18 protein-coding genes and 1 pseudogene are annotated in these 17,384 nt (G+C 73.4%); 9 read left to right on the plus strand and 10 right to left on the minus strand.

What is annotated here, in order from left to right; translation table 11 throughout:
* Positions 1–196: 196 nt before the first annotated feature.
* From ABZ719_RS23335 to ABZ719_RS23355, 5 genes are all read right to left on the minus strand, one after another.
* Complete coding sequence (locus ABZ719_RS23335; RefSeq protein WP_366727113.1) at positions 197–865, minus strand: response regulator transcription factor; 669 nt, start codon at positions 863–865, stop codon at positions 197–199.
* On the minus strand, positions 862–2,136 hold the full coding sequence (locus ABZ719_RS23340) for a histidine kinase (protein WP_366727169.1): 1,275 nt from the start codon (positions 2,134–2,136) through the stop codon (positions 862–864). Before ABZ719_RS23340 ends, ABZ719_RS23335 begins: the two co-directional genes overlap by 4 nt.
* Before the next feature lie 95 nt (positions 2,137–2,231).
* The gene (locus ABZ719_RS23345) at positions 2,232–3,083 is read right to left on the minus strand and encodes an ABC transporter permease (protein ID WP_366727114.1); all 852 of its coding nucleotides are present in this window, start codon (positions 3,081–3,083) and stop codon (positions 2,232–2,234) included.
* Positions 3,080–4,018: an ATP-binding cassette domain-containing protein gene (locus ABZ719_RS23350; RefSeq protein ID WP_366727115.1), complete on the minus strand. Its 939-nt coding sequence runs from the start codon at positions 4,016–4,018 to the stop codon at positions 3,080–3,082. Before ABZ719_RS23350 ends, ABZ719_RS23345 begins: the two co-directional genes overlap by 4 nt.
* Positions 4,019–4,414: 396 nt before the next feature.
* Positions 4,415–4,993 carry a helix-turn-helix domain-containing protein gene (locus tag ABZ719_RS23355; protein ID WP_366727116.1) on the minus strand — a complete coding sequence of 193 codons (579 nt, stop codon included), beginning with the start codon at positions 4,991–4,993 and terminating at the stop codon, positions 4,415–4,417.
* A gap of 88 nt (positions 4,994–5,081) precedes the next feature.
* Here ABZ719_RS23355 and ABZ719_RS23360 point away from each other — a divergent pair, with 88 nt between their 5' ends.
* Together ABZ719_RS23360 and ABZ719_RS23365 are read left to right on the plus strand one after the other, a co-directional pair.
* Positions 5,082–5,963 carry an SDR family oxidoreductase gene (locus ABZ719_RS23360; protein ID WP_366727117.1) on the plus strand — a complete coding sequence of 294 codons (882 nt, stop codon included), beginning with the start codon at positions 5,082–5,084 and terminating at the stop codon, positions 5,961–5,963.
* A 219-nt stretch (positions 5,964–6,182) separates the two neighbouring features.
* Positions 6,183–6,605 (plus strand): hypothetical protein, encoded by a 423-nt coding sequence (locus ABZ719_RS23365; protein ID WP_366727118.1) that lies wholly within the window; start codon positions 6,183–6,185, stop codon positions 6,603–6,605.
* 67 nt (positions 6,606–6,672) lie between these two features.
* Here ABZ719_RS23365 and ABZ719_RS23370 read toward each other — a convergent pair whose 3' ends face one another.
* Together ABZ719_RS23370 and ABZ719_RS23375 are read right to left on the minus strand one after the other, a co-directional pair.
* Positions 6,673–6,801: a hypothetical protein gene (locus ABZ719_RS23370; RefSeq protein WP_366727119.1), complete on the minus strand. Its 129-nt coding sequence runs from the start codon at positions 6,799–6,801 to the stop codon at positions 6,673–6,675.
* The gene (locus ABZ719_RS23375) at positions 6,798–7,016 is read right to left on the minus strand and encodes a hypothetical protein (protein ID WP_366727120.1); all 219 of its coding nucleotides are present in this window, start codon (positions 7,014–7,016) and stop codon (positions 6,798–6,800) included. Before ABZ719_RS23375 ends, ABZ719_RS23370 begins: the two co-directional genes overlap by 4 nt.
* Before the next feature lie 617 nt (positions 7,017–7,633).
* On the opposite strand from ABZ719_RS23375, the gene ABZ719_RS23380 reads away from it, so the two are divergent.
* The 4 genes from ABZ719_RS23380 to ABZ719_RS23395 all read left to right on the plus strand — a co-directional run bounded on the left by ABZ719_RS23380 (position 7,634) and on the right by ABZ719_RS23395 (position 12,254).
* On the plus strand, positions 7,634–8,968 hold the full coding sequence (locus ABZ719_RS23380) for an enolase C-terminal domain-like protein (protein WP_366727121.1): 1,335 nt from the start codon (positions 7,634–7,636) through the stop codon (positions 8,966–8,968).
* Between the two features lie 412 nt (positions 8,969–9,380).
* Positions 9,381–10,523, plus strand: coding sequence for an NAD(P)/FAD-dependent oxidoreductase (locus ABZ719_RS23385; protein WP_366727122.1), 1,143 nt, complete (start codon positions 9,381–9,383; stop codon positions 10,521–10,523).
* Between the two features lie 221 nt (positions 10,524–10,744).
* The gene (locus ABZ719_RS23390; RefSeq protein ID WP_366727123.1) at positions 10,745–11,200 is read left to right on the plus strand and encodes a cupin domain-containing protein; all 456 of its coding nucleotides are present in this window, start codon (positions 10,745–10,747) and stop codon (positions 11,198–11,200) included.
* Positions 11,201–11,549: 349 nt separating this feature from the next.
* Positions 11,550–12,254, plus strand: coding sequence for a DUF899 family protein (locus ABZ719_RS23395; RefSeq protein WP_366727124.1), 705 nt, complete (start codon positions 11,550–11,552; stop codon positions 12,252–12,254).
* A gap of 214 nt (positions 12,255–12,468) precedes the next feature.
* Here ABZ719_RS23395 and ABZ719_RS23400 read toward each other — a convergent pair whose 3' ends face one another.
* From ABZ719_RS23400 to ABZ719_RS23410, 3 genes are all read right to left on the minus strand, one after another.
* The gene (locus tag ABZ719_RS23400) at positions 12,469–12,771 is read right to left on the minus strand and encodes a MarR family winged helix-turn-helix transcriptional regulator (RefSeq protein WP_366727125.1); all 303 of its coding nucleotides are present in this window, start codon (positions 12,769–12,771) and stop codon (positions 12,469–12,471) included.
* A gap of 129 nt (positions 12,772–12,900) precedes the next feature.
* Positions 12,901–13,659, minus strand: coding sequence for a MerR family transcriptional regulator (locus ABZ719_RS23405; protein WP_366727170.1), 759 nt, complete (start codon positions 13,657–13,659; stop codon positions 12,901–12,903).
* 261 nt (positions 13,660–13,920) lie between these two features.
* Entirely contained in the window at positions 13,921–14,325 is a 405-nt protein-coding gene (locus ABZ719_RS23410; RefSeq protein WP_366727126.1) for a pyridoxamine 5'-phosphate oxidase family protein, read from the minus strand.
* A 167-nt stretch (positions 14,326–14,492) separates the two neighbouring features.
* Between ABZ719_RS23410 and ABZ719_RS23415 the strand changes: the two are divergent.
* The 3 genes and pseudogenes from ABZ719_RS23415 to ABZ719_RS23425 form a co-directional block, all read left to right on the plus strand.
* Positions 14,493–14,594 (plus strand): annotated as a pseudogene (locus ABZ719_RS23415) (ABC transporter ATP-binding protein); the annotation flags it as partial.
* A 167-nt stretch (positions 14,595–14,761) separates the two neighbouring features.
* The gene (locus tag ABZ719_RS23420; RefSeq protein WP_366727127.1) at positions 14,762–15,682 is read left to right on the plus strand and encodes an NADP-dependent oxidoreductase; all 921 of its coding nucleotides are present in this window, start codon (positions 14,762–14,764) and stop codon (positions 15,680–15,682) included.
* 493 nt (positions 15,683–16,175) lie between these two features.
* Positions 16,176–17,327, plus strand: a complete 1,152-nt coding sequence (locus ABZ719_RS23425; protein WP_366727128.1) for a glycoside hydrolase family 6 protein — start codon at positions 16,176–16,178, stop codon at positions 17,325–17,327.
* Positions 17,328–17,384 lie beyond the last annotated feature (57 nt).

Below are 17,384 nucleotides of genomic sequence, written 5' to 3' on the forward strand. Positions count from 1 at the left end.
TCCGGGCCGGTCAGGTCGGGTCCCGACGCGTCCGATCCGGTCAGGTCCGGTCCCGCCGCGTCCGGTCGGTCAGGGCGGGTCCTGCCCCGGCCGGGGAACCGGTCAGGTGCTGCCCGACCGGTTCCCCGGCCGGGTCGGGTCGGGTCCGCATCAGGCCGGCTCGGGCCGGGGCTGTGGGCCTCGTCGCCGCCGGGGCTCAGTCCGCGTGCGGCCGGGCCAGGCCGTGGTCGTAGGCGAAGATCACCGCCTGGACGCGGTCGCGGGCGCCGATCTTCGACAGGACGCGGCCGACGTGCGTCTTCACCGTGGACTCCGACAGGACGAACCGCGTGGCGATCTCACCGTTGGTCCAGCCCTTGCCGATGGCGACGAGGATCTGGCGTTCGCGGTCGGTGAGGGCGCTCAGGCGCGGGTCCTCGGCGGACCCGTCCCCGGGGGGCGGGACGATGCGGGCGAACTCGTGCAGCAGACGGCGGGTGAGCGCGGGAGCGATCACCGCGTCGCCGACCGCCACGGCCCGGATGCCCGCGAGGAGTTCCTCGGGGCGGGCGTCCTTGAGGAGGAAGCCGCTGGCCCCGGCGCGCAGGGCCGCGTAGACGTACTCGTCGAGGTCGAAGGTGGTCAGCACGAGGACCCGGGAACGGTCTCCCGCGGCGGCGATGCGACGGGTGGCCTCGATGCCGTCCATGCCCGGCATGCGTACGTCCATGAGGACGACGTCGGGGCGGAGTTCGGCGGCCTTGCGCACGGCCTCGGCCCCGTGCCCGGCCTCCCCGACCACATCGGTCTCGGGAACGGAGTCCAGGAGCATGCGGAAGCCGTACCGCTGGAGCGGCTGGTCGTCCACGACGAGCACCGTGGTCATCGCGCACCGCCCCGGGGGGCCAGGTCGAGGGTGGCGCGCACCGTCCATCCCGGGCCCGCCGGACCCGCGCTGACGTGTCCGCCGTAGAGAGCGGCGCGTTCCCGCATGCCCACCAGGCCGTGTCCTTCCTCGTTCGTCGTGCCGGGACGGACCGCCGGTCCGGGTGGGCCGGAGTCCTGGACCGCGATGGTCAGCCGGGTGTCCTCGGCCACGATCGCCAGGGTCGCCCGCGCGCCCGCGCCGGCGTGTTTCAGCGTGTTCGTGAGGGCTTCCTGAACGATGCGGTAGACGGTCAGCTGCACCCCGCTGTCGAGGGCGTCGACATCACCGGCCGTACGATAGAGGACCTCCAGCCCGGCGGCGCGCACGCCCTCGCACAGCGCGTCGATGTCCGCGAGCCGGGGCTGCGGGCGCAGCTCGGGTTCGCCGTCCGCCTCGCCCGCCTCGCGGAGCACGCCGAGCACCCGCCGCAGTTCGCTCAGGGCCTGGCGGCCGGTGTCGCCGATGAGGTGCAGGGCCTCCTCCCCCCGCGCCGGAGCGGTGGCCGTGGCGTAGGCGCCCGCGTCGGCGAGCGTGATGATGACGGACAGGTTGTGCCCGACGATGTCGTGCATCTCCCGGGCCACCCGGGCCCGTTCGGCCGCGACGGCGAGTCGGTCGCGCTGGTCGCGTTCGATCTCCAGCCGGGTCGCACGGTCGCGCAGCCCCGCCAGCTGGGCCCGCCGGATGCGGACCATCAGGCCCAGGGCAAGCGCCGCTGTCGCCGTGCTGAGCAGGAAGAACAGTGCGTCCCAGACCGAGATCACCGCCGAGACCCGCGCGGCGACCAGGCTCAATGCGCCCGCCATGGCCGCGCAGGCCCACGGCAGCTGCCGGAGCCGGCCGTGCAGGGTGAGGCTGTACAGGGCGACGAAGAGCGAGACGTCCGCACGGAGCGCGGCGCCGAGGGACCACTGGAGGACGAACACGGCCGTTATGACGCCGAAGGCCACGGCGGGTGCCCGGCGCCGCCACAGCAGCGGCAGCACCAGCCCGGTCTGCAGACCCAGCATGCCCGCCACGGGCAGCCGGGTGAACAGCAGGCGGAAGCGGCGCGGGCCGTCGCCGTCGCCGCCGCCGCTGATCACGCCGAGCGCGTGCAGCAGGTCCGGCACGCAGAACAGCAGGAAGACCAGCACCACCACCGCGGTGTCCAGCGCCCAGGGACGGGCCCGGTCGGCGTGCCGCAGCCGCTGGCCGGCCCGGCCGAGCCGGGCGACCAGCGGCCCCATCCCGCCGAGGTCGTCGGCGGGCACGGCGGGCGCGGCGGGCACCGGGGTGCCGGCGGTCACTGATGTCACCAGCCCATGATGCGGGCTGCCGCCGCTCACACGTCGCTGCGCACCAGCCGGTACGCCGCACCGGCCAGCGCCGCAGCGGTCCAGCCGAGGAGGACCAGCAGCCCCGCGGAGGGGGACAGCGCCGTCGAGTCATGGGTCAGCGCGAAGACCGACTCGCCCGCGTGGCTCGGCAGGTAGGGGGTGATGTTCCCCTGCCATGACGTGGGCAGCAGGGAGACCAGTCCGGGCACCAGCATGAGGGCGGCGACCAGGACGGAGATGCCGCCGGCGACCGACCGCAGCAGCGCACCGAGGGCGGTGCCGATCACCCCGACCAGTCCGAGGTAGAGCCCGGCGCCCAGCAGGGCACGGACGACACCGGCGTGAGTGATGCCCAGGGCGGCGGGTGTGCCGGACACGATCCGGCTGCCGACGAGGAAGGCGGCGCACGCACCCACCGTGGCGACCACCAGGGCGACCAGTCCGTACACGGCCGCCTTCGACCACAGCACAGGCAGCCGGCGCGGCACCGCCGCCAAGGTGGAGCGGATCATGCCGGTGGAGTACTCGCCGGCCGTGACCAGCACGCCGAGCACGCCGAGCGCGAGCTGGGCGAAGTTCGTGCCGAACAGGGACAGGCTCAGCGCCGTGGACGTGGCGAAGTCGCGGTCCAGGCGGCGGCCGGAGCCGACGTCGGACCTGTAGTGGCTCGCGGCGATGACACCGAAGGCGACGAGGAACAGCAGGCCCAGGCCGAGGGTGATCCAGGTGGAGCGCAGGGACCAGAGCTTGGCCCACTCGGAGGCCAGCACACGCCGTCCGGTCACCCGGTAGGCGGGGCGGGCCGGGGCGGCGGGGGCGGACTCGGGGGTCTCGGGTGTGGCCGTGAGGGTGCTCATGCGGCGCTCCCTGAGGTCTCGGTGCGGGTCGTGGAACCGTGGTACTCCACGGCGTCCCGGGTCAGTTCCATGAACGCCTCCTCCAGCGACACCGCCTTGGTGGTCAGCTCGAACAGGGGGATCCCGTGCTCGGCCGCCTTCAGGCCGATCTCGCGGGCGGACACCCCCGTGACCTGAAGTTCCTCGGAGCCGATGCGGCCGGTGATGTCGACGCCCGGTCCGGCCAGCACGTCCCGCAGCCGCGCCGGGTCGTTCGTGGCGACCTTCACCGTGTCGCCGCCCGCCTCGCGCACCAGGTCCCGCACGGTCGTGTCGGCCAGCAGCCGGCCGCGCCCGACGACGATCAGGTGGTCCGCCACCAGCGCCACCTCGCTCATCAGGTGCGAGGAGACGAACACCGTGCGCCCCTCGGCCGCGAGGGAGGTGAGCAGGTTCCGGATCCACAGGACGCCCTCGGGGTCCAGCCCGTTGACCGGCTCGTCCAGCATCACGGTCTGCGGATCGCCGAGCAGGGCCGCCGCGATACCGAGCCGCTGGCCCATGCCGAGCGAGAAGGCACCGGCCCGCTTCTTCGCGACGCTGCCGAGACCGGCGAGGCCGACGACCTCGTCGACCCGGCGGCGCGGGATCCCGTGGGTGAGCGCGAGCGCCCGCAGGTGGTGGTGGGCCGAGCGGCCCGGGTGGATCGACTTCGCCTCCAGCAGCGCCCCGACCTCCTGCAGCGGCGCCCGGTGGCGTGCGTAGCGCTGTCCGTTCACGGTGACGGAGCCCCTGGTCGGCGCGTCGAGTCCGACGATCATGCGCATCGTCGTGGACTTGCCCGCGCCGTTCGGCCCCAGGAAGCCGGTCACCGTGCCAGGCCGCACGGTGAAGTCCAGACCGTCGACGGCGGTCTTCTCCCCGTACCTCTTGGTGAGCTGCTGTGCCTCGATCATTCGCGTTCCCTCTTCCGGACTCCGGCGTCCGAAACGCCCGACGCCTCCTGCCTCACGCTAAGTCCGTGATCCGCCCGATCCGGTGGTACCGCGGGCTGAAACCCGGGGGGCCGGTGATACCGCGGTACTACGGCCCGGCCGGGCTGCCGGGCTGCCGGGCTGCCGGACTGCCGGACTGCCGGACTGCCGGACCGCCGGACCGCCGGACCGCCGAGCGGGGCGGTGGCGCGGCGGGGTGGGGTCGCGCGGTGCGGCGGGGTGCGGTGGGGCAGCGGTGCGGTGGGGCGGCGGCGGGCGGGGCGCGTGAAGGGGCGCGCCCGGCCCCTGGCAGCGGAGCAGCATGCTCCGCCGGTCCAGGGCCGCAGCGCTTCGGGCAGGGCCGGCGGACGGCGCCGGTCAGCCCAGTGACGCGGTTGCCGCGCGCAAGTCGTCCAGGGCCGCCAGGGCGTGCGGCGCGAGTCCTCGCGCGTCGTCCCGGTCGCCTTCGCACCACCGGGCGTAGCCGCGTTTGAAGGCGAGGACTCCCAGCTCGCCCGCGAGATGGGCGGTCGGCTCGGGGACGCCGCGGGTGACGAGCGCGGCCGTCATCGCGGCCGCGAGACCGACGCTCTTGAGGGCGTCGCGCTCCTGGAGTTCGGTGCTGGCCGCCACGGCGGCCTCGAGGCGGGGGCCGAGTTCGCGGTTGGCCGGTCCCATGGCGCTCGACGCGCGCTCGAGACCGGCCGCCACCGCCTGCAGCGGGCTGGCGTCCGCGGGCGCCTCCGCGATGCCGTCGGCGAGGAGCCTGCTGAGCGTCTCCTGCCCGGCGACCAGCAGCTCCCGCTTGTCGGAGAAGTGCCGGAAGAAGGTGCTCTTGGTGACGCCTGCGCGCTCGGCGATCTGCGCCACCGTGGTCGCGTCGTACCCCTGCTCGGTGAACAGGTCGACGGCCGCGACGACGAGTCGCTGGGTCGCCCCTGGTTGCCATCTAGCCATGAGGACAGGATAGGTGATGGGACTCTTGTCCCGTCACCGTGTAGTGTCAGTGACGGGACAAGAGTCCCATCACTTTCAGGGAGTACTCATGCACGTCTTCGTCACCGGCGGCACGGGCACCATCGGCTCCGCCGTGGTCGCCGAACTGCTCGGCAACGGCCACACCGTTCTCGCGCTGGCCCGCTCGGACGCCTCCGCGCACACCCTCGAGAGCGCCGGCGCCAAGGTGCTGCGCGGAGACCTGGCGGACGTCGGTGTCCTGCGGTCCGGCGCCGCGCAGTGCGACGGCGTGATCAACCTGGCGTTCGGACGCGACTACAGCAGCCCGGACGCGCTCGCGCGGGCCGTCGCCGAGGAGAGCGCCGCTCTGGCCGCGTTCGGGCAGGAACTCATCGGAAGCGACCGCCCGGTCGTCACGGTCTCGGGTACACCCTGGGTGCCGGGCCGCGCCTCCACCGAGGCCGATCCGCTGCCGACCGACGGGCCGGTGGGCGGCAGGGGCCGATCGGTCACGGCACTGCTGGATCTCGCCGAGCGCGGACTGCGCAGCATGGCGGTCCGCATGCCGCGCACGGTGCACAACCGGGGACAGGGCGGCTTCGCCGGGCTGCTGGCCGAGGCGGCGCGCCGCACGGGGGTGGCCGGCTACCCGGGCGACGGCACCCAGCGCTGGCCGGCCGTGCACGCGCTCGACGCGGCGGTCCTGTTCCGCCTGGTCCTCGAATCGGCACCGGCCGGGACGTCCTGGCACGCGGTCGCCGACGAGGGCGACGCGGTGCGGGACATCGCCACCGTCATCGGCCGGCGCCTGGGTCTGCCCGTCGAGCAGGTTCCGCAGGAGACCTTCGGCCCGTTCGGTCCGATCTTCGCCATGGACCAGCCCGCGTCCGGCGCCCGCACCCGCGACGCCCTCGGCTGGCAGCCGGCCCACCCCGCCCTCCTGGAGGACCTGGAGAACATCCAGCCCTGACCCAGGTGAGCGGGACGTTACGGCGGATCGCTCACCCCGACGGCCAACCGGCCCGCCCCAGCCCGCCGGTGGACATTGTCCTGGATCTGTAACGGCGCCCGCCCGGCGCAACGGGCCGCGGATCATGCCCATCTGAATGGTCGGCGAGGGCGCAACAGGGCGCCGTCGCACACAGGGGAGCGGGCCTCGCCATGGGGGAGACCCGCGGGAAGGAAGTCCATGACCAGGACGAAGAAGGCCGGGACGAAGGCACGCTACGGCCGGATGGCCGTGATCGGCGCGCTGGGTCTGGCCTCGGTGACGCTGGCCGCTGTTCCGGCGTTCGCCAAGGGCGACGTGGACGTCACGGCGCCCCGCACGGCGCACGTCGGCAAGACGATCACGGTCACGGCGCAGGGCGACGACGACAGCGCCGGTTTCCTGCACCAGCTGTGCCTGGAGGAGAACGGCTTCGGCGAGGGCTGGCACCAGGAGAACTGCAGCGCCGTCCACGACGGCGACGTGCGGGTGACCGCGCACGGCACCTCGGCGCGCCGCGGGGACCTGAAGTTCCGCGCGGTGCTGTACGGCCTGACCAGCAAGCACGACCAGCACCCGAAGCGCCTGCACGCCTCTGACGTGGTGACCGTGCACGTCCGCTGACCCGGCACTCCGGCCGCGGGCAGTGGCACAGCCGCTGCCCGCGGCCGGACGGCCGTTCGCCCACGAGTCAGCCGACGGCACGCGAGGCCGCGGTGTCGCGCAGTTCCGTGAGGTCGAGCGGCGGCAGCCGGGACAGCTCGGCCCGCGCGCAACGCAGCGCTGCGGTGTGGTGCGGGGTGCCGAGGGTGGCCGTCACCGCGGCGGCGATCGTCTCGCGCGGCGCCCCCACGCGAGGTGCGCGCCGAGATCACTGCATTCGGCCAGCACCAGGTCGGGGCGCGCCCGTGTCCACGCCGTGATCGGATCGCGGGCCTTCGCGCCGGCCCGGTCCGGCCACAGCCGGCCGAAGACATACCGGCTGAAGGGGCCGTTCCCGCTCTCCTTCCAGATCTCCCTCACCGCCTGCTGCACCGCGCGTCCTCGGCCGCGGAGATCTGCTGACACCCCGACAGACAACGGGCCCCGCGGGCGGGTTTCATCGGTCGGTGACTGTGGCGGGACGGTGACAAGCGCCGTACCGGACGGCGTGGCGCGAGCCGGGACCCAGGCGCCCGGGACGGTCGTCGTAACCGCCGGACGGCGTCATCGCGTACTCGGGGCGCGGTGTACCGGCCGTAGCAGGTCGTGCGCGAGCACGAGGACGGCGCGTCGTGCGCGAAGCCGACGGTGAAGACCCCCTCCTCGCGTGTCCACGACCGCGTCCCAGCACGGCGGCCCACACCAGGGAGCCGACACAGCGGCAGGGCATGTGTGCGGGAACCACAAGTGAGCCGCTCCGTATGGACGGTAGGCCGGATACCGCAGCCGGTCGAGACCCGGACACCGGGACATCGGCCAGCCCGGCTCGTCTCGTGGGATCCGCGAGGTGAGAAGGGGCTCATCGCCGGGTGCGACGCCGGGCCGGCCTCCCCGGCCTCTGCGGGACCCCGGCCGGCCCCTGGGCCGTCACCGGCCTCGGCCTGTGACACTGAACCGCACGCCGATCCTCCGCCCGAGCCGACACCTTTCCCAAGGAGTCCGAAGCAAGCATGAACACCAAGCAGCCGACCGTCACCGCCTTCGCCGTCTACCCCGTGGCGGGCCGCGACTCCATGGCACTGAACCTCTCCGGAGCCCACGCCCCCCGCTTCACCCGCAACGTCCTCGTCCTGACGGACTCCGAAGGACGCACGGGCCTCGGGGAGGTACCCGGCGGCGAGAAGATCACCCAGACCCTGCGCGACGCCGAATCCCTCGTGACCGGGTCCAAGGTCGGCGACTACAAGCGGATCCTGCGCGAGATCCAGGACCGTTTCGCCGGCCGGGACGCCGGCGGACGCGGCGCCCAGACCTACGACCTGCGCACCACCGTGCACGCCGTCACCGCTGTCGAGTCGGCACTGCTCGACCTCCTGGGCCAGCACCTCGACGTACCGGTGGCGGCCCTCCTCGGCGACGGCCGGCAGCGCGACACGGTCCGCGTCCTCGGCTACCTCTTCTACGTCGGCGACCCCGACCGCACCGACCTCGACTACCACCGCGCCCCCGACGCACCGGTGGACTGGTACCGCATCCGCCACGAGGAGGCCCTGACCCCCGAGGCGATGGTCCGCCAGGCCGAGGCCGCCCACGAGCTCTACGGTTTCCGCGACTTCAAACTCAAGGGCGGCGTCCTCGACGGCGCCGAGGAGGTCGCGGCGGTACGCGCTCTCAAGGAGCGCTTCCCCCAGGCACGCATCACCCTCGACCCCAACGGCGCCTGGTCGCTGCGCGAGGCCGTCGAGCTGTGCAAGCCCCTGGCCGGAACCCTCGCCTACGCCGAAGACCCCTGCGGAGCCGAAGACGGCTACTCCGGGCGTGAGATCCTGGCCGAGTTCCGCCGCGCCACCGGCCTGCCCACCGCGACCAACATGGTCGCCTGTGACTGGCGGCAGTTGACCCACGCCATCGCTCTGCAGTCCGTCTCCATTCCGCTGGCCGACCCGCACTTCTGGACCATGCAGGGCTCGGTGCGCGTGGCCCAGCTCTGCAACGCCATGGGCCTGACCTGGGGCTGCCACTCCAACAACCACTTCGACATCTCCCTGGCGATGGTCACCCACTGCGGAGCCGCCGCACCGGGGGAGTACAACGCCCTGGACACCCACTGGATCTGGCAGGAGGGCCTGGAGCAGCTCACCGTGGCGCCGCCTCGCATCGTCGACGGCGAGATCGCGGTCCCCGACGCACCCGGTCTCGGCGTACAGATCGACATGGACCGGCTCCTCGCCGCCCACGAGCTGTATCAGGAGAAGGCGCTGGGCGCGCGGGACGACTCGGCCGGCATGCGATACCTGGTCCCCGGCTGGGAGTTCGACGCCAAGCGGCCCTGCCTGGTCCGGTAGACCGCCGCAGCACATGCTCCCCGCGGCTTCCGCTCCACGGGATCCGCTCGGCGGTCGGACCCCCGGAACCGAGGGCCGGGGGCACTGTCCGCTCCTCGCGCCCGGCGGCCGGTCGCCGCCGGGTGGCGGGCCGGCTGCCGGCCGCAGTGGCTCAGATGCCGGCCGCTGCAGGCCGGCCGTCGGTGGCTGTAGCTCGGCTGTCGGTCGCTGTCGGTCGCTGTAGGCCGGTTGTCGGCGGGGGTCGGTGACCTGTCGGTGGTCTGTCGCCGGACGCCAGCACAGTGGAGTCGTCCGGCGCCGCTCGTCAACGGCACCGGACACCGGCACCACCGTCCCGGCCCGCTGGTACGGGCTCCCCGGCATGACCAGCCGGGAGCCCGTCCAGTCGCCCACGACCAGGAAGAACGTACCCATGACCAGCGATGTCACGATCATCGGCGCCGGCCTCGGCGGCCTCGCCCTCGCCCGCGTCCTGCACCTCAACGGAATACCCGCCGCGGTCTACGAGGCGGAGCCCTCCCCGGACTCCCGCGCACAGGGCGGAATGCTCGACATCCATGACTACAACGGGCAGATCGCCCTCGAGGCCGCCGGGTTGACGGAGCAGTTCCGCGCGCTGATCCTGGAGGGCCGGCAGGCGATGCGGGTCCTCGACCCGGACGGGACCGTCCTGTTCGACAAGGCCGACGACGGCACGGGCGGACGCCCCGAGGTGCAGCGCGGCGAACTGCGGCAGATGCTGCTCGACTCGCTGCCGGCCGGCACCGTCCGGTGGGGCCACAAGGTCGTCCGAGCCCGGAGCCTCGGCGACGGCCGTCACGAGGTGACGTTCGCGGACGGCGGTTCCCTCGTCACCGGGCTGCTGGTCGGCGCGGACGGCGCGTGGTCCAAGGTCCGGCCGCTGCTCTCCGCCGTCACCCCCGAGTACACCGGCAAGTCGGTCGTCGACACCTACCTGTTCGACGCCGATGTCCGGCACCCGGCCGCGGCGAAGGCGGTCGGCGGCGGATCGATGATCGCCGTCACGCCGGACCGGGAGATCTTCGCCCACCGGGAGAAGGACGACACCCTGCACGCCTACCTGGGGCTGGCCCGGCCGCGGGAGTGGTTCGACGCCATCGACTTCACCGATTCCGCCGCGGCCACCGCACGGATCGCGCAGGAGTTCGACGGCTGGGCGCCGGAGCTGACCGCGCTGATCACGGACGCCGACACCGCGCCGGTGCTGCGCCCCCTCTACGCCCTGCCGACCGGGCACCGGTGGGACCGCGTGCCAGGGGTGACCCTGCTCGGCGACGCCGCCCACCTCGCCGCCCCCAACGGTGAGGGTGCCAACCTCGCCATGCTCGACGGCGCCGAACTCGGCAAGGCCCTGGCCGCCCACCCCGGGGACGTCGAGACCGCGCTCAGCGTGTACGAGCGTGAGCTGTTCCCGCGCAGCGCCGAGGCCGTCGACTTCGCGACCGCCGAGGCCCACGCGGCCGATTCCGGCAACGCCACTCCGCACGAACTGGTCGCAGCCTTCACCCGGAACGAACCGCCCCGGGGCCGGTGAGGCACCCGCCCGGGCGGTCCGTTCGCCGGCTCCCGGCGCCGGGCAACCGCGCCGGGGGTCGGCGGGGCCTTCGCCCGGGCCGTCACACGGGCATGCGCTCGTGGGAGTGATCGTCCTCGGACGGCCGTGACGCGGGGGAGCGGTCACCGGGTTGTCAGGGCGGCGGGGCGGACTGAGCAGGAGCGGGTCGCGGTCCTGCGCGGCAGGAAGGACGAAGGACGGTGCACCGTGAGGGCAAGTCCGGGCGGGACCGCCCGGCCCTGGCCGTACGGCTCGGTCTCGAGCCGCATCCCGAGGGCGGCTGGTACCGCAGGCTGTGGTCGGCGGGCGAGCAGGTCGACACCGCACAAGGGCGCCGCGTGGCCGCCTCCGCCATCCACTACCTGCTCGCGCCCGGTGAGCAGTCCCGCTGGCACCGCGTAGCCGGTGAGGAGCTGTGGCTCTGGCACAGTGGCAGCCCCCTCATCCTCGCCCACGGCCCTCGCCCCCACGCCCACACGGCCTCCACCACTCTTCTGGGCCCCGACCAGGCGGCCGGGCAGGTGCTGGGGGCCGCCGTTCCCGCCGGGATGTGGCAAAGTGCCCGCCCCGCCGGTGGCGACCCCGTGCTCGTCACCTGCGTCACCGCGCCCGGCTTCGACTGGAGCGACTTGACGTTGCCGCCGGACGGCAGCTGAACCCGTGCGCCGGTCCGGTGAGCCCGTACGCCGTTCCCGCTCCCGGCGACGGCCGGGGCGGACCGGTCCGGGGCCGCGAGGGACGGGAAGGGCGCCCGCCGTGGATCCGGCGGCCGGTGAGCCACGCTGGTGGAGGCGAGAGCAGCGGTGGTGACGCGTTCGGCGACGCCGGCGATGCCGTCACGACCGCGGGGCCGTGGCGGCATCGCGGACGGGATCAGAGGCCCTTTCGCAGCGAGATGTGAGCGGACGGTCGGGGGAGCGATGAGTTCCGGGTCCCGGCCCGGTCCACCCCTGTAGCCAGTGAAAGCCGCGCCTGAACTCCGCGCCTGAACTCAGCGAGGGGATCATGACCACTCATCCGCTGCCGCCCGTCGTCGACGCCGCCACCTGGGAGCGCCGACTCCAGACACTGCGAGCCAGGGAGAAGGCCGCCACCCGGGAGCTGGACGCCATCGCCGCCGAGCGCCGCCGCCTGCCGATGGTGGAGATGCCCGACTACGTCCTCGAAGGCGAGGACGGGCCGGTCCGCCTGGTGGACGTCTTCGACGGCAAGAGGCAGCTGATCGTCTACCACCACATGTGGTTCCCCAGCAAGGAATGGCAGTGTCCGGGCTGCACGGGTTTCACGGCGCAGTTCACCCGCCTGGAATTCCTGGACGGCTATGACGCGCGCTTCGTCGTCGTCACCCAGGGCCCGATCGACGAGGCACTCGCCTACAAGCGGCGGGTCGGCAACCGGATGACGTGGTACTCGACCGCCGGCAGCTCCTTCGGAGCAGATGTCGGCGCACCGCCCGGGGGAGCGTTCGCGGTGAACGTGTTCCTGCGGGACGGCGACACCGTCTACCGCACCTGGCACACCGGCGGCCGGGGCACCGAGCAGCTCACGCACACCTTCGCGCTCATCGACCTCCTGCCGTACGGGCGGCAGGAGGAATGGCAGGACTCGCCCGAGGGGTGGCCGCAGTCCCCCACCTACAGCCGCTGGCCGGGCTCCGAGGACATCGCCGCGCTCTACGGCCCGGGCGCCGACGGGGCGGAACGTCTGTGACCTGCCAGTTCACACACGCCACGGTGTGAGCCTCGACGGCGGGGCCCTGCCGGGCCGGGCGCCGGGACGAAGTGCTGCCGGCCGGTCCCTGCCGTGGGGCCGGGTCCGGGACGACGGGAGTGAGTGACCGCGAGGGCGGGGCAGCTCGCTCGCCGTCCGGGGCGTGAGGGGGCATACGAAGACCCCGGACGTGGGCGCCGGGTGGCGAGTCCGCTCAGCGCTGGGCCGGGGTGCGCCGGGTGACCGGCAGCGGCGGGGTGACGACGGGTTCCAGGAGCTGGGCGAGCTGACGGCGCTGCTGCGGGTCGAGCCGGCCGGTCGCCGGTGCCAGGGCGTCTCGGATCTCGCCGTCCAGCCGTCGGGTGAGTTCGAGTCCGGCGGGGGTGAGGAAGACGTCCACGGCGCGTTTGTCGTCCGGGTTCCTGCCGCGTTCCAGCAGTCCTCGGCGTTCGGCACGGTCGATGAGGCCGGACATCGTCGACTTGTCCAGGCCCAGGAAGGCCGCGAGGTCGGTCATCCGGGGCCGGCCGCCCACCGGACGCGCACCACGAACACGGCATCACCGTCGCCGCGCCCACGGACGGCCCTCGCCGACGAGGGCTTCGCGCACCCGGCCGGGGTGTGACGACAGGTCTCGGGCCGCCGATCAGGTGAGGCGCTCGGCGGTGTAGGCCTCGATGGCGTCGCGCTGGAACGCCGCGAGGCCGGGTGCGACGGCTTCGTAGGCGGCGCGCCAGGCGGGGTTGTCGACGCAGGCCCGGCCCATGGCCCGGTGCTCCTCCGCCGACACCGGGCGCAGGGCGGTCAGAGCCCGGTACTGGGCGTCGATCTCGCTCTGCACCGGCTCGGAGTCCGCCGGGTGGCCGGCGGCCCGGAGTTCGGCGAGGCGGATCATCTGGGCGGTGCGTTCGCGCTGTCCGGCCTCGATGTCCTGCGGACTCAGGCCGGCGACGTGGCGGGCGACCCGCTCGGCGTGGGCGGGGAAGTCGCGCAGGCTGTCCTGGTACTGGTCGGGCTGGACGCCGTCGAAAAGGTTCTCCGGGCGGTTGATGGTCATGGGGGTGTCGTCCTTCCTGGACTCTTCCAGTTCGGCGATCGTGCGGGAGACGGTGGCGGCCAGTGTGCCGAGCCGGTCGCGTTCGGCCAGCAGCCGCCGGTGGTGGCCGCGCAGGGCTTCCACCTCGTCGACCTGCTCGGCCAGGACGCGGCCGATCTCCTCCAGCCCCAGACCCAGCGCCCGCAGGACGAGGATCTGCTGCAGGAGCAGCAGCTGGCGTTCGCCGTAGTACCGGTGGCCGTTGGCCCCGGTGCGGGCGGGCGGCAGCAGGCCGATCTCGTCGTAGTGCCGCAGGGTCCGGGCGGTCACGCCCGACATCCGGGCCACCTCCGCGATCGGCCAGTCCATCACCGTCTCCCTCATGCTCACCTCACCGGGCCGGTCTTTCCGGCCCTGGTGACGACCGTAGAAGCTGCCGCAACGGCAACCGCAACCCCGCACGGAACACCACCTCGCCGGCCCCGGGCGCAGGATGGCGTGCCTTCGCGCGGCGGCAGCGCCTGACGTCACCATGACGCCTCCCTCCGCCGCCCTCGGGCCGGTGCAGCGAGCCGTGAAGCCCGCCGAAACCTTCGTCGGCTCATGGTCCGAGGCCGGCGCCCGCCGCCGTCACTGGGCGGTGCCGGCCAGCAGCCAGCGGCGCACGTGCACTTCGAGCAGCACTCGCCCGCTGCCGGGACGGGTGGGAGCGGACACGTCCCACCCGTATTTCCGTTCGAACGCGGCCACGACCTGGTGCGGGAAGCCCTCACGCATCAGTGATGCGTCTCCTTCGGCGACGACCGGAAACCGGCCGTCCTCCAGAGCCAGGGACACGCGGGGTTCCTTGCGGATGTTCCGGACTTTGACGGAGCTGTCGTCCGAACCGATCCACCACCGGGAGTCCTGGTAGACGAACCAGACCGGTGTGACGTGGGCGGAGCCGTCCGGACGCACCGTGCACAGCCAGACGTTCTTCTCCTCGGCCAGGCGCGGAAGGACGTCCGGCCCCGGCTCGTTCACAAGATCACTCATTGCGCCATCGGACCAGCTGACGTGCTGAAACACATCGGGCAACGCGTCGGACCATCGGCCTAGGTCTCGCGGTCCGAAGGGAAGGTCCCCTTCGGCAGTGAGCGTCCTGGCCGGGATACGGCATCCATCAGGGAGGCTCTCGTCGTGCCCGCGCCCGCTCTTCCCGAGCGCTCGCCCAGGCCCTGCTCGTCCAGCCCGCCCCGCTGGTCCTCGACGAGCCCTGGTCCGGTCCGGACGCCTCGGCCCACAAGGGACCCGCCGGGTTCATGGAAGGACGACGTGATGACCCGTGCGAGTCGCTCCCACGGCACTCGTCTTCTGCGAGAACAGGTGATGACGATCACGCGGAACGGCATACATGGACCTGCAGCCGCTCCGAGTCCCGCGAGCGAGTGGGCTGTGTGCTCGAGTCGCCCTGTCTCCAGTGAGGAGCCATATGCAAGCCATCACCGTGCGAGACCGTGACGCCGGTCCTGCGGGCATGTCTTTGACGGACATCCCCTACCCCCACGCGGCCGAGAACGACGTCATCGTCCGGGTGCACGCCGCCGGCTTCACCCGTGGCGAGCTGGACTGGCCCGCCACCTGGACCGATCGCGCCGGCCGGGACCGTACCCCGAGCGTGCCCGGGCACGAGCTGTCCGGTGTCGTCGTGGAGCTGGGGTACGGCACCACCGGTCTGAGTGTCGGCCAGCGAGTGTTCGGCCTGGCCGACTGGACCCGCGACGGCAGCCTCGCCGAGTACACCGCGGTGGAGGCCCGCAACCTCGCCCCCCTGCCCGCGGACATCGACCACACGCTCGCCGCGGCCCTGCCCGTCTCCGGACTGACCGCCTGGCAGGGCCTGTTCGACCACGGCCGCCTCACCACGGGCCAGACCGTCCTGATCCATGGCGCCGCGGGCGGCGTCGGCTCGATCGCCGTCCAGCTCGCCCGTGAAGCCGGCGCCCGTGTCATCGGCACCGGCCGGGCCCCCGACCGGGACCGGGCACTCGCCCTCGGCGTTCACACGTATATCGATCTGCAGACCGGGAAACCGGAGGACGCCGGCGAGGTCGATGTCGTGCTCGACGTGATCGGCGGCGACATCCTCGACCGCTCGGCCGCCCTCATCCGGCCCGGCGGCACGCTGGTCACCATCGTCGCGCCGCCCCGCGTCCGTCCCAAGGACGGGCGGGCGGTCTTCTTCGTCGTCGAACCCGACCGCGCCAGACTCGCCGACCTCGCCACGCGAGTGCGGGACGGCCGGCTCCAACCGGTCGTGGGGGCTGTGCGGCCGCTCACCGAGGCGCCCGCCGCGTTCGCCCCCGGCAAGCGCGCCCCGGGCAGGACGATCATCCGCGTCACGGAGGAATGAGCAAGAGACCGGACCCGTAGTGAACCGGACGGCGGATCGCCCCCGGCCTACCCGGCCGCGGCCACACCGCCCGCGCCCGCGGCCCGCCCGCCCCTCCGGCCGGCCGGGCGACGCCAGGCCGACGGCGACGGCCGCGGTGCCCGGGCGCCGGGTCGGGACCTCGAACCGGTGCAGGGGGCGGTGAGTGCGACGGCCTCCTGACTCTTCACTTCTCGGAGCCTGCCAAGGGGATTGACGCGGCTCCCGTATGAGGGGTTAATTCCTTGGTGCCGTACATGGGAGCGCTCCCAAAGTCATCGTGGACGCGCACCTCCACCCCTACGTATCCGAGGAGCCCATCCGCATGAGCGCACGCGACCATGCCGGAAGCACTGGAACACCCGGCAGAGCCCGCCTGACCGCAGGAACCAGAGGAAGCAGAGGCGCCGGGGGATCCGGGCGGACCACCCGAGCCGGAGGAACCGGCGGAACCCTCCGCCCGCTCACCGTCACCGTGGCCGCCGCGCTGGCCGCGACCGCACTCGCCGCCGCTCCCGCGCAGACAGCGGCGGCGGCGCCGGCGCAGGTGACCCGGCCCACCACCCTGTACACGCCGCCCGCGAACCCGGACGCCCGACGCCAGGTCCTGGAGCTGGCAGGGCAGGGGAGGATCAGGGACGCGGCCGGCGTCCTGGCGATGACACTGACCCCGCAGGCCGTGTGGTTCGGCGACGGCACACCCGACGAGGTGCGGGCGTCGGTGCGCAAGACGGTCGTGGACGCGGCCCGCCGCCACGCGCTGCCGGTGCTGGCGCTCTACGACATCCCGGGCCGGGACTGCGCCCAGTACTCGGCCGGCGGCGCCGCCGACACGGCGCAGTACGAGGCGTGGATCGACGCCGTGCGCGCGGGCATCGGACGACTGCCCGCCACCGTGGTCCTGGAACCGGACTCGCTGTCGCTGCTGCCCTCGGACTGCGGCCAGGACGACGCGCAGGGCAGCAGGACCACCGAGCGCTACGCCGAGATCCACTACGCGGTGGACGCCCTGGAGCCGCTCGCCGGGACGAAGGTCTACCTCGACGCGGGGCACAGCGGCTGGCACAGCGTCAACGACATCGTGCCCCGCCTGGTCACCGGCGGGGTCGGTGACGCCACCGGCTTCTTCCTGAACATCTCCAACTACCGCTCCGACAGCGAACTGGCCTGGTACGGCAAGCTGATCTCGTCCTGTCTGAGCTACGTGTCGGCCGGCGGCCCGGCGGCCGACTGCCCGAACCAGTGGTGGCCGGTGAACGACGCCCAGGCATGGCTCGACACACATGTGCACGAGGCGCCGTCCGCCATGAAGCACTTCGTCACCGACACCAGCCGCAACGGCCAGGGCCCGTGGACCCCGCCGGCCGGCGTCTACTCCGACCCGCAGGAGTGGTGCAACCCGCCCGGCCGCGGCACCGGTGCCCGGCCGACCCCCGACACGGGAGACCCGCTGGCCGACGCCCGGCTGTGGGTGAAGATCCCCGGTGAGTCGGACGGACAGTGCACGCGCGGCACGGCGGGCCCCGACGATCCCGAGCGGGGCTACCCGGACCCGGCGGCCGGCAAGTGGTTCCCCCAGCAGGCCCTGGAACTGGTGCACAACGCCGACCCCCGGCTGGTGCGCTGACCGGCACACGCGACGGACGGGGGCACCGGCCCGGCCGGCCACGGCGCCCCCCACGAG

The sequence above is a fragment of the Streptomyces sp. NPDC006743 genome, assembly GCF_040703815.1.
Taxonomy (GTDB): domain Bacteria; phylum Actinomycetota; class Actinomycetes; order Streptomycetales; family Streptomycetaceae; genus Streptomyces.

Coding starts and splice junctions, on each gene's coding strand:
- ABZ719_RS23355 (WP_366727116.1), bottom strand. CDS start 4,993: ATGGCTAGATGGCAACCAGGGGCGACCCAGCGACTCGTCGTCGCGGCC.
- ABZ719_RS23360 (WP_366727117.1), top strand. CDS start 5,082: ATGCACGTCTTCGTCACCGGCGGCACGGGCACCATCGGCTCCGCCGTG.
- ABZ719_RS23420 (WP_366727127.1), top strand. CDS start 14,762: ATGCAAGCCATCACCGTGCGAGACCGTGACGCCGGTCCTGCGGGCATG.
- ABZ719_RS23345 (WP_366727114.1), bottom strand. CDS start 3,083: ATGAGCACCCTCACGGCCACACCCGAGACCCCCGAGTCCGCCCCCGCC.
- ABZ719_RS23385 (WP_366727122.1), top strand. CDS start 9,381: ATGACCAGCGATGTCACGATCATCGGCGCCGGCCTCGGCGGCCTCGCC.
- ABZ719_RS23340 (WP_366727169.1), bottom strand. CDS start 2,136: ATGGGGCCGCTGGTCGCCCGGCTCGGCCGGGCCGGCCAGCGGCTGCGG.
- ABZ719_RS23405 (WP_366727170.1), bottom strand. CDS start 13,659: ATGGACTGGCCGATCGCGGAGGTGGCCCGGATGTCGGGCGTGACCGCC.
- ABZ719_RS23395 (WP_366727124.1), top strand. CDS start 11,550: ATGACCACTCATCCGCTGCCGCCCGTCGTCGACGCCGCCACCTGGGAG.
- ABZ719_RS23410 (WP_366727126.1), bottom strand. CDS start 14,325: ATGAGTGATCTTGTGAACGAGCCGGGGCCGGACGTCCTTCCGCGCCTG.
- ABZ719_RS23400 (WP_366727125.1), bottom strand. CDS start 12,771: ATGACCGACCTCGCGGCCTTCCTGGGCCTGGACAAGTCGACGATGTCC.
- ABZ719_RS23350 (WP_366727115.1), bottom strand. CDS start 4,018: ATGATCGAGGCACAGCAGCTCACCAAGAGGTACGGGGAGAAGACCGCC.
- ABZ719_RS23380 (WP_366727121.1), top strand. CDS start 7,634: ATGAACACCAAGCAGCCGACCGTCACCGCCTTCGCCGTCTACCCCGTG.
- ABZ719_RS23365 (WP_366727118.1), top strand. CDS start 6,183: ATGACCAGGACGAAGAAGGCCGGGACGAAGGCACGCTACGGCCGGATG.
- ABZ719_RS23335 (WP_366727113.1), bottom strand. CDS start 865: ATGACCACGGTGCTCGTCGTGGACGACCAGCCGCTCCAGCGGTACGGC.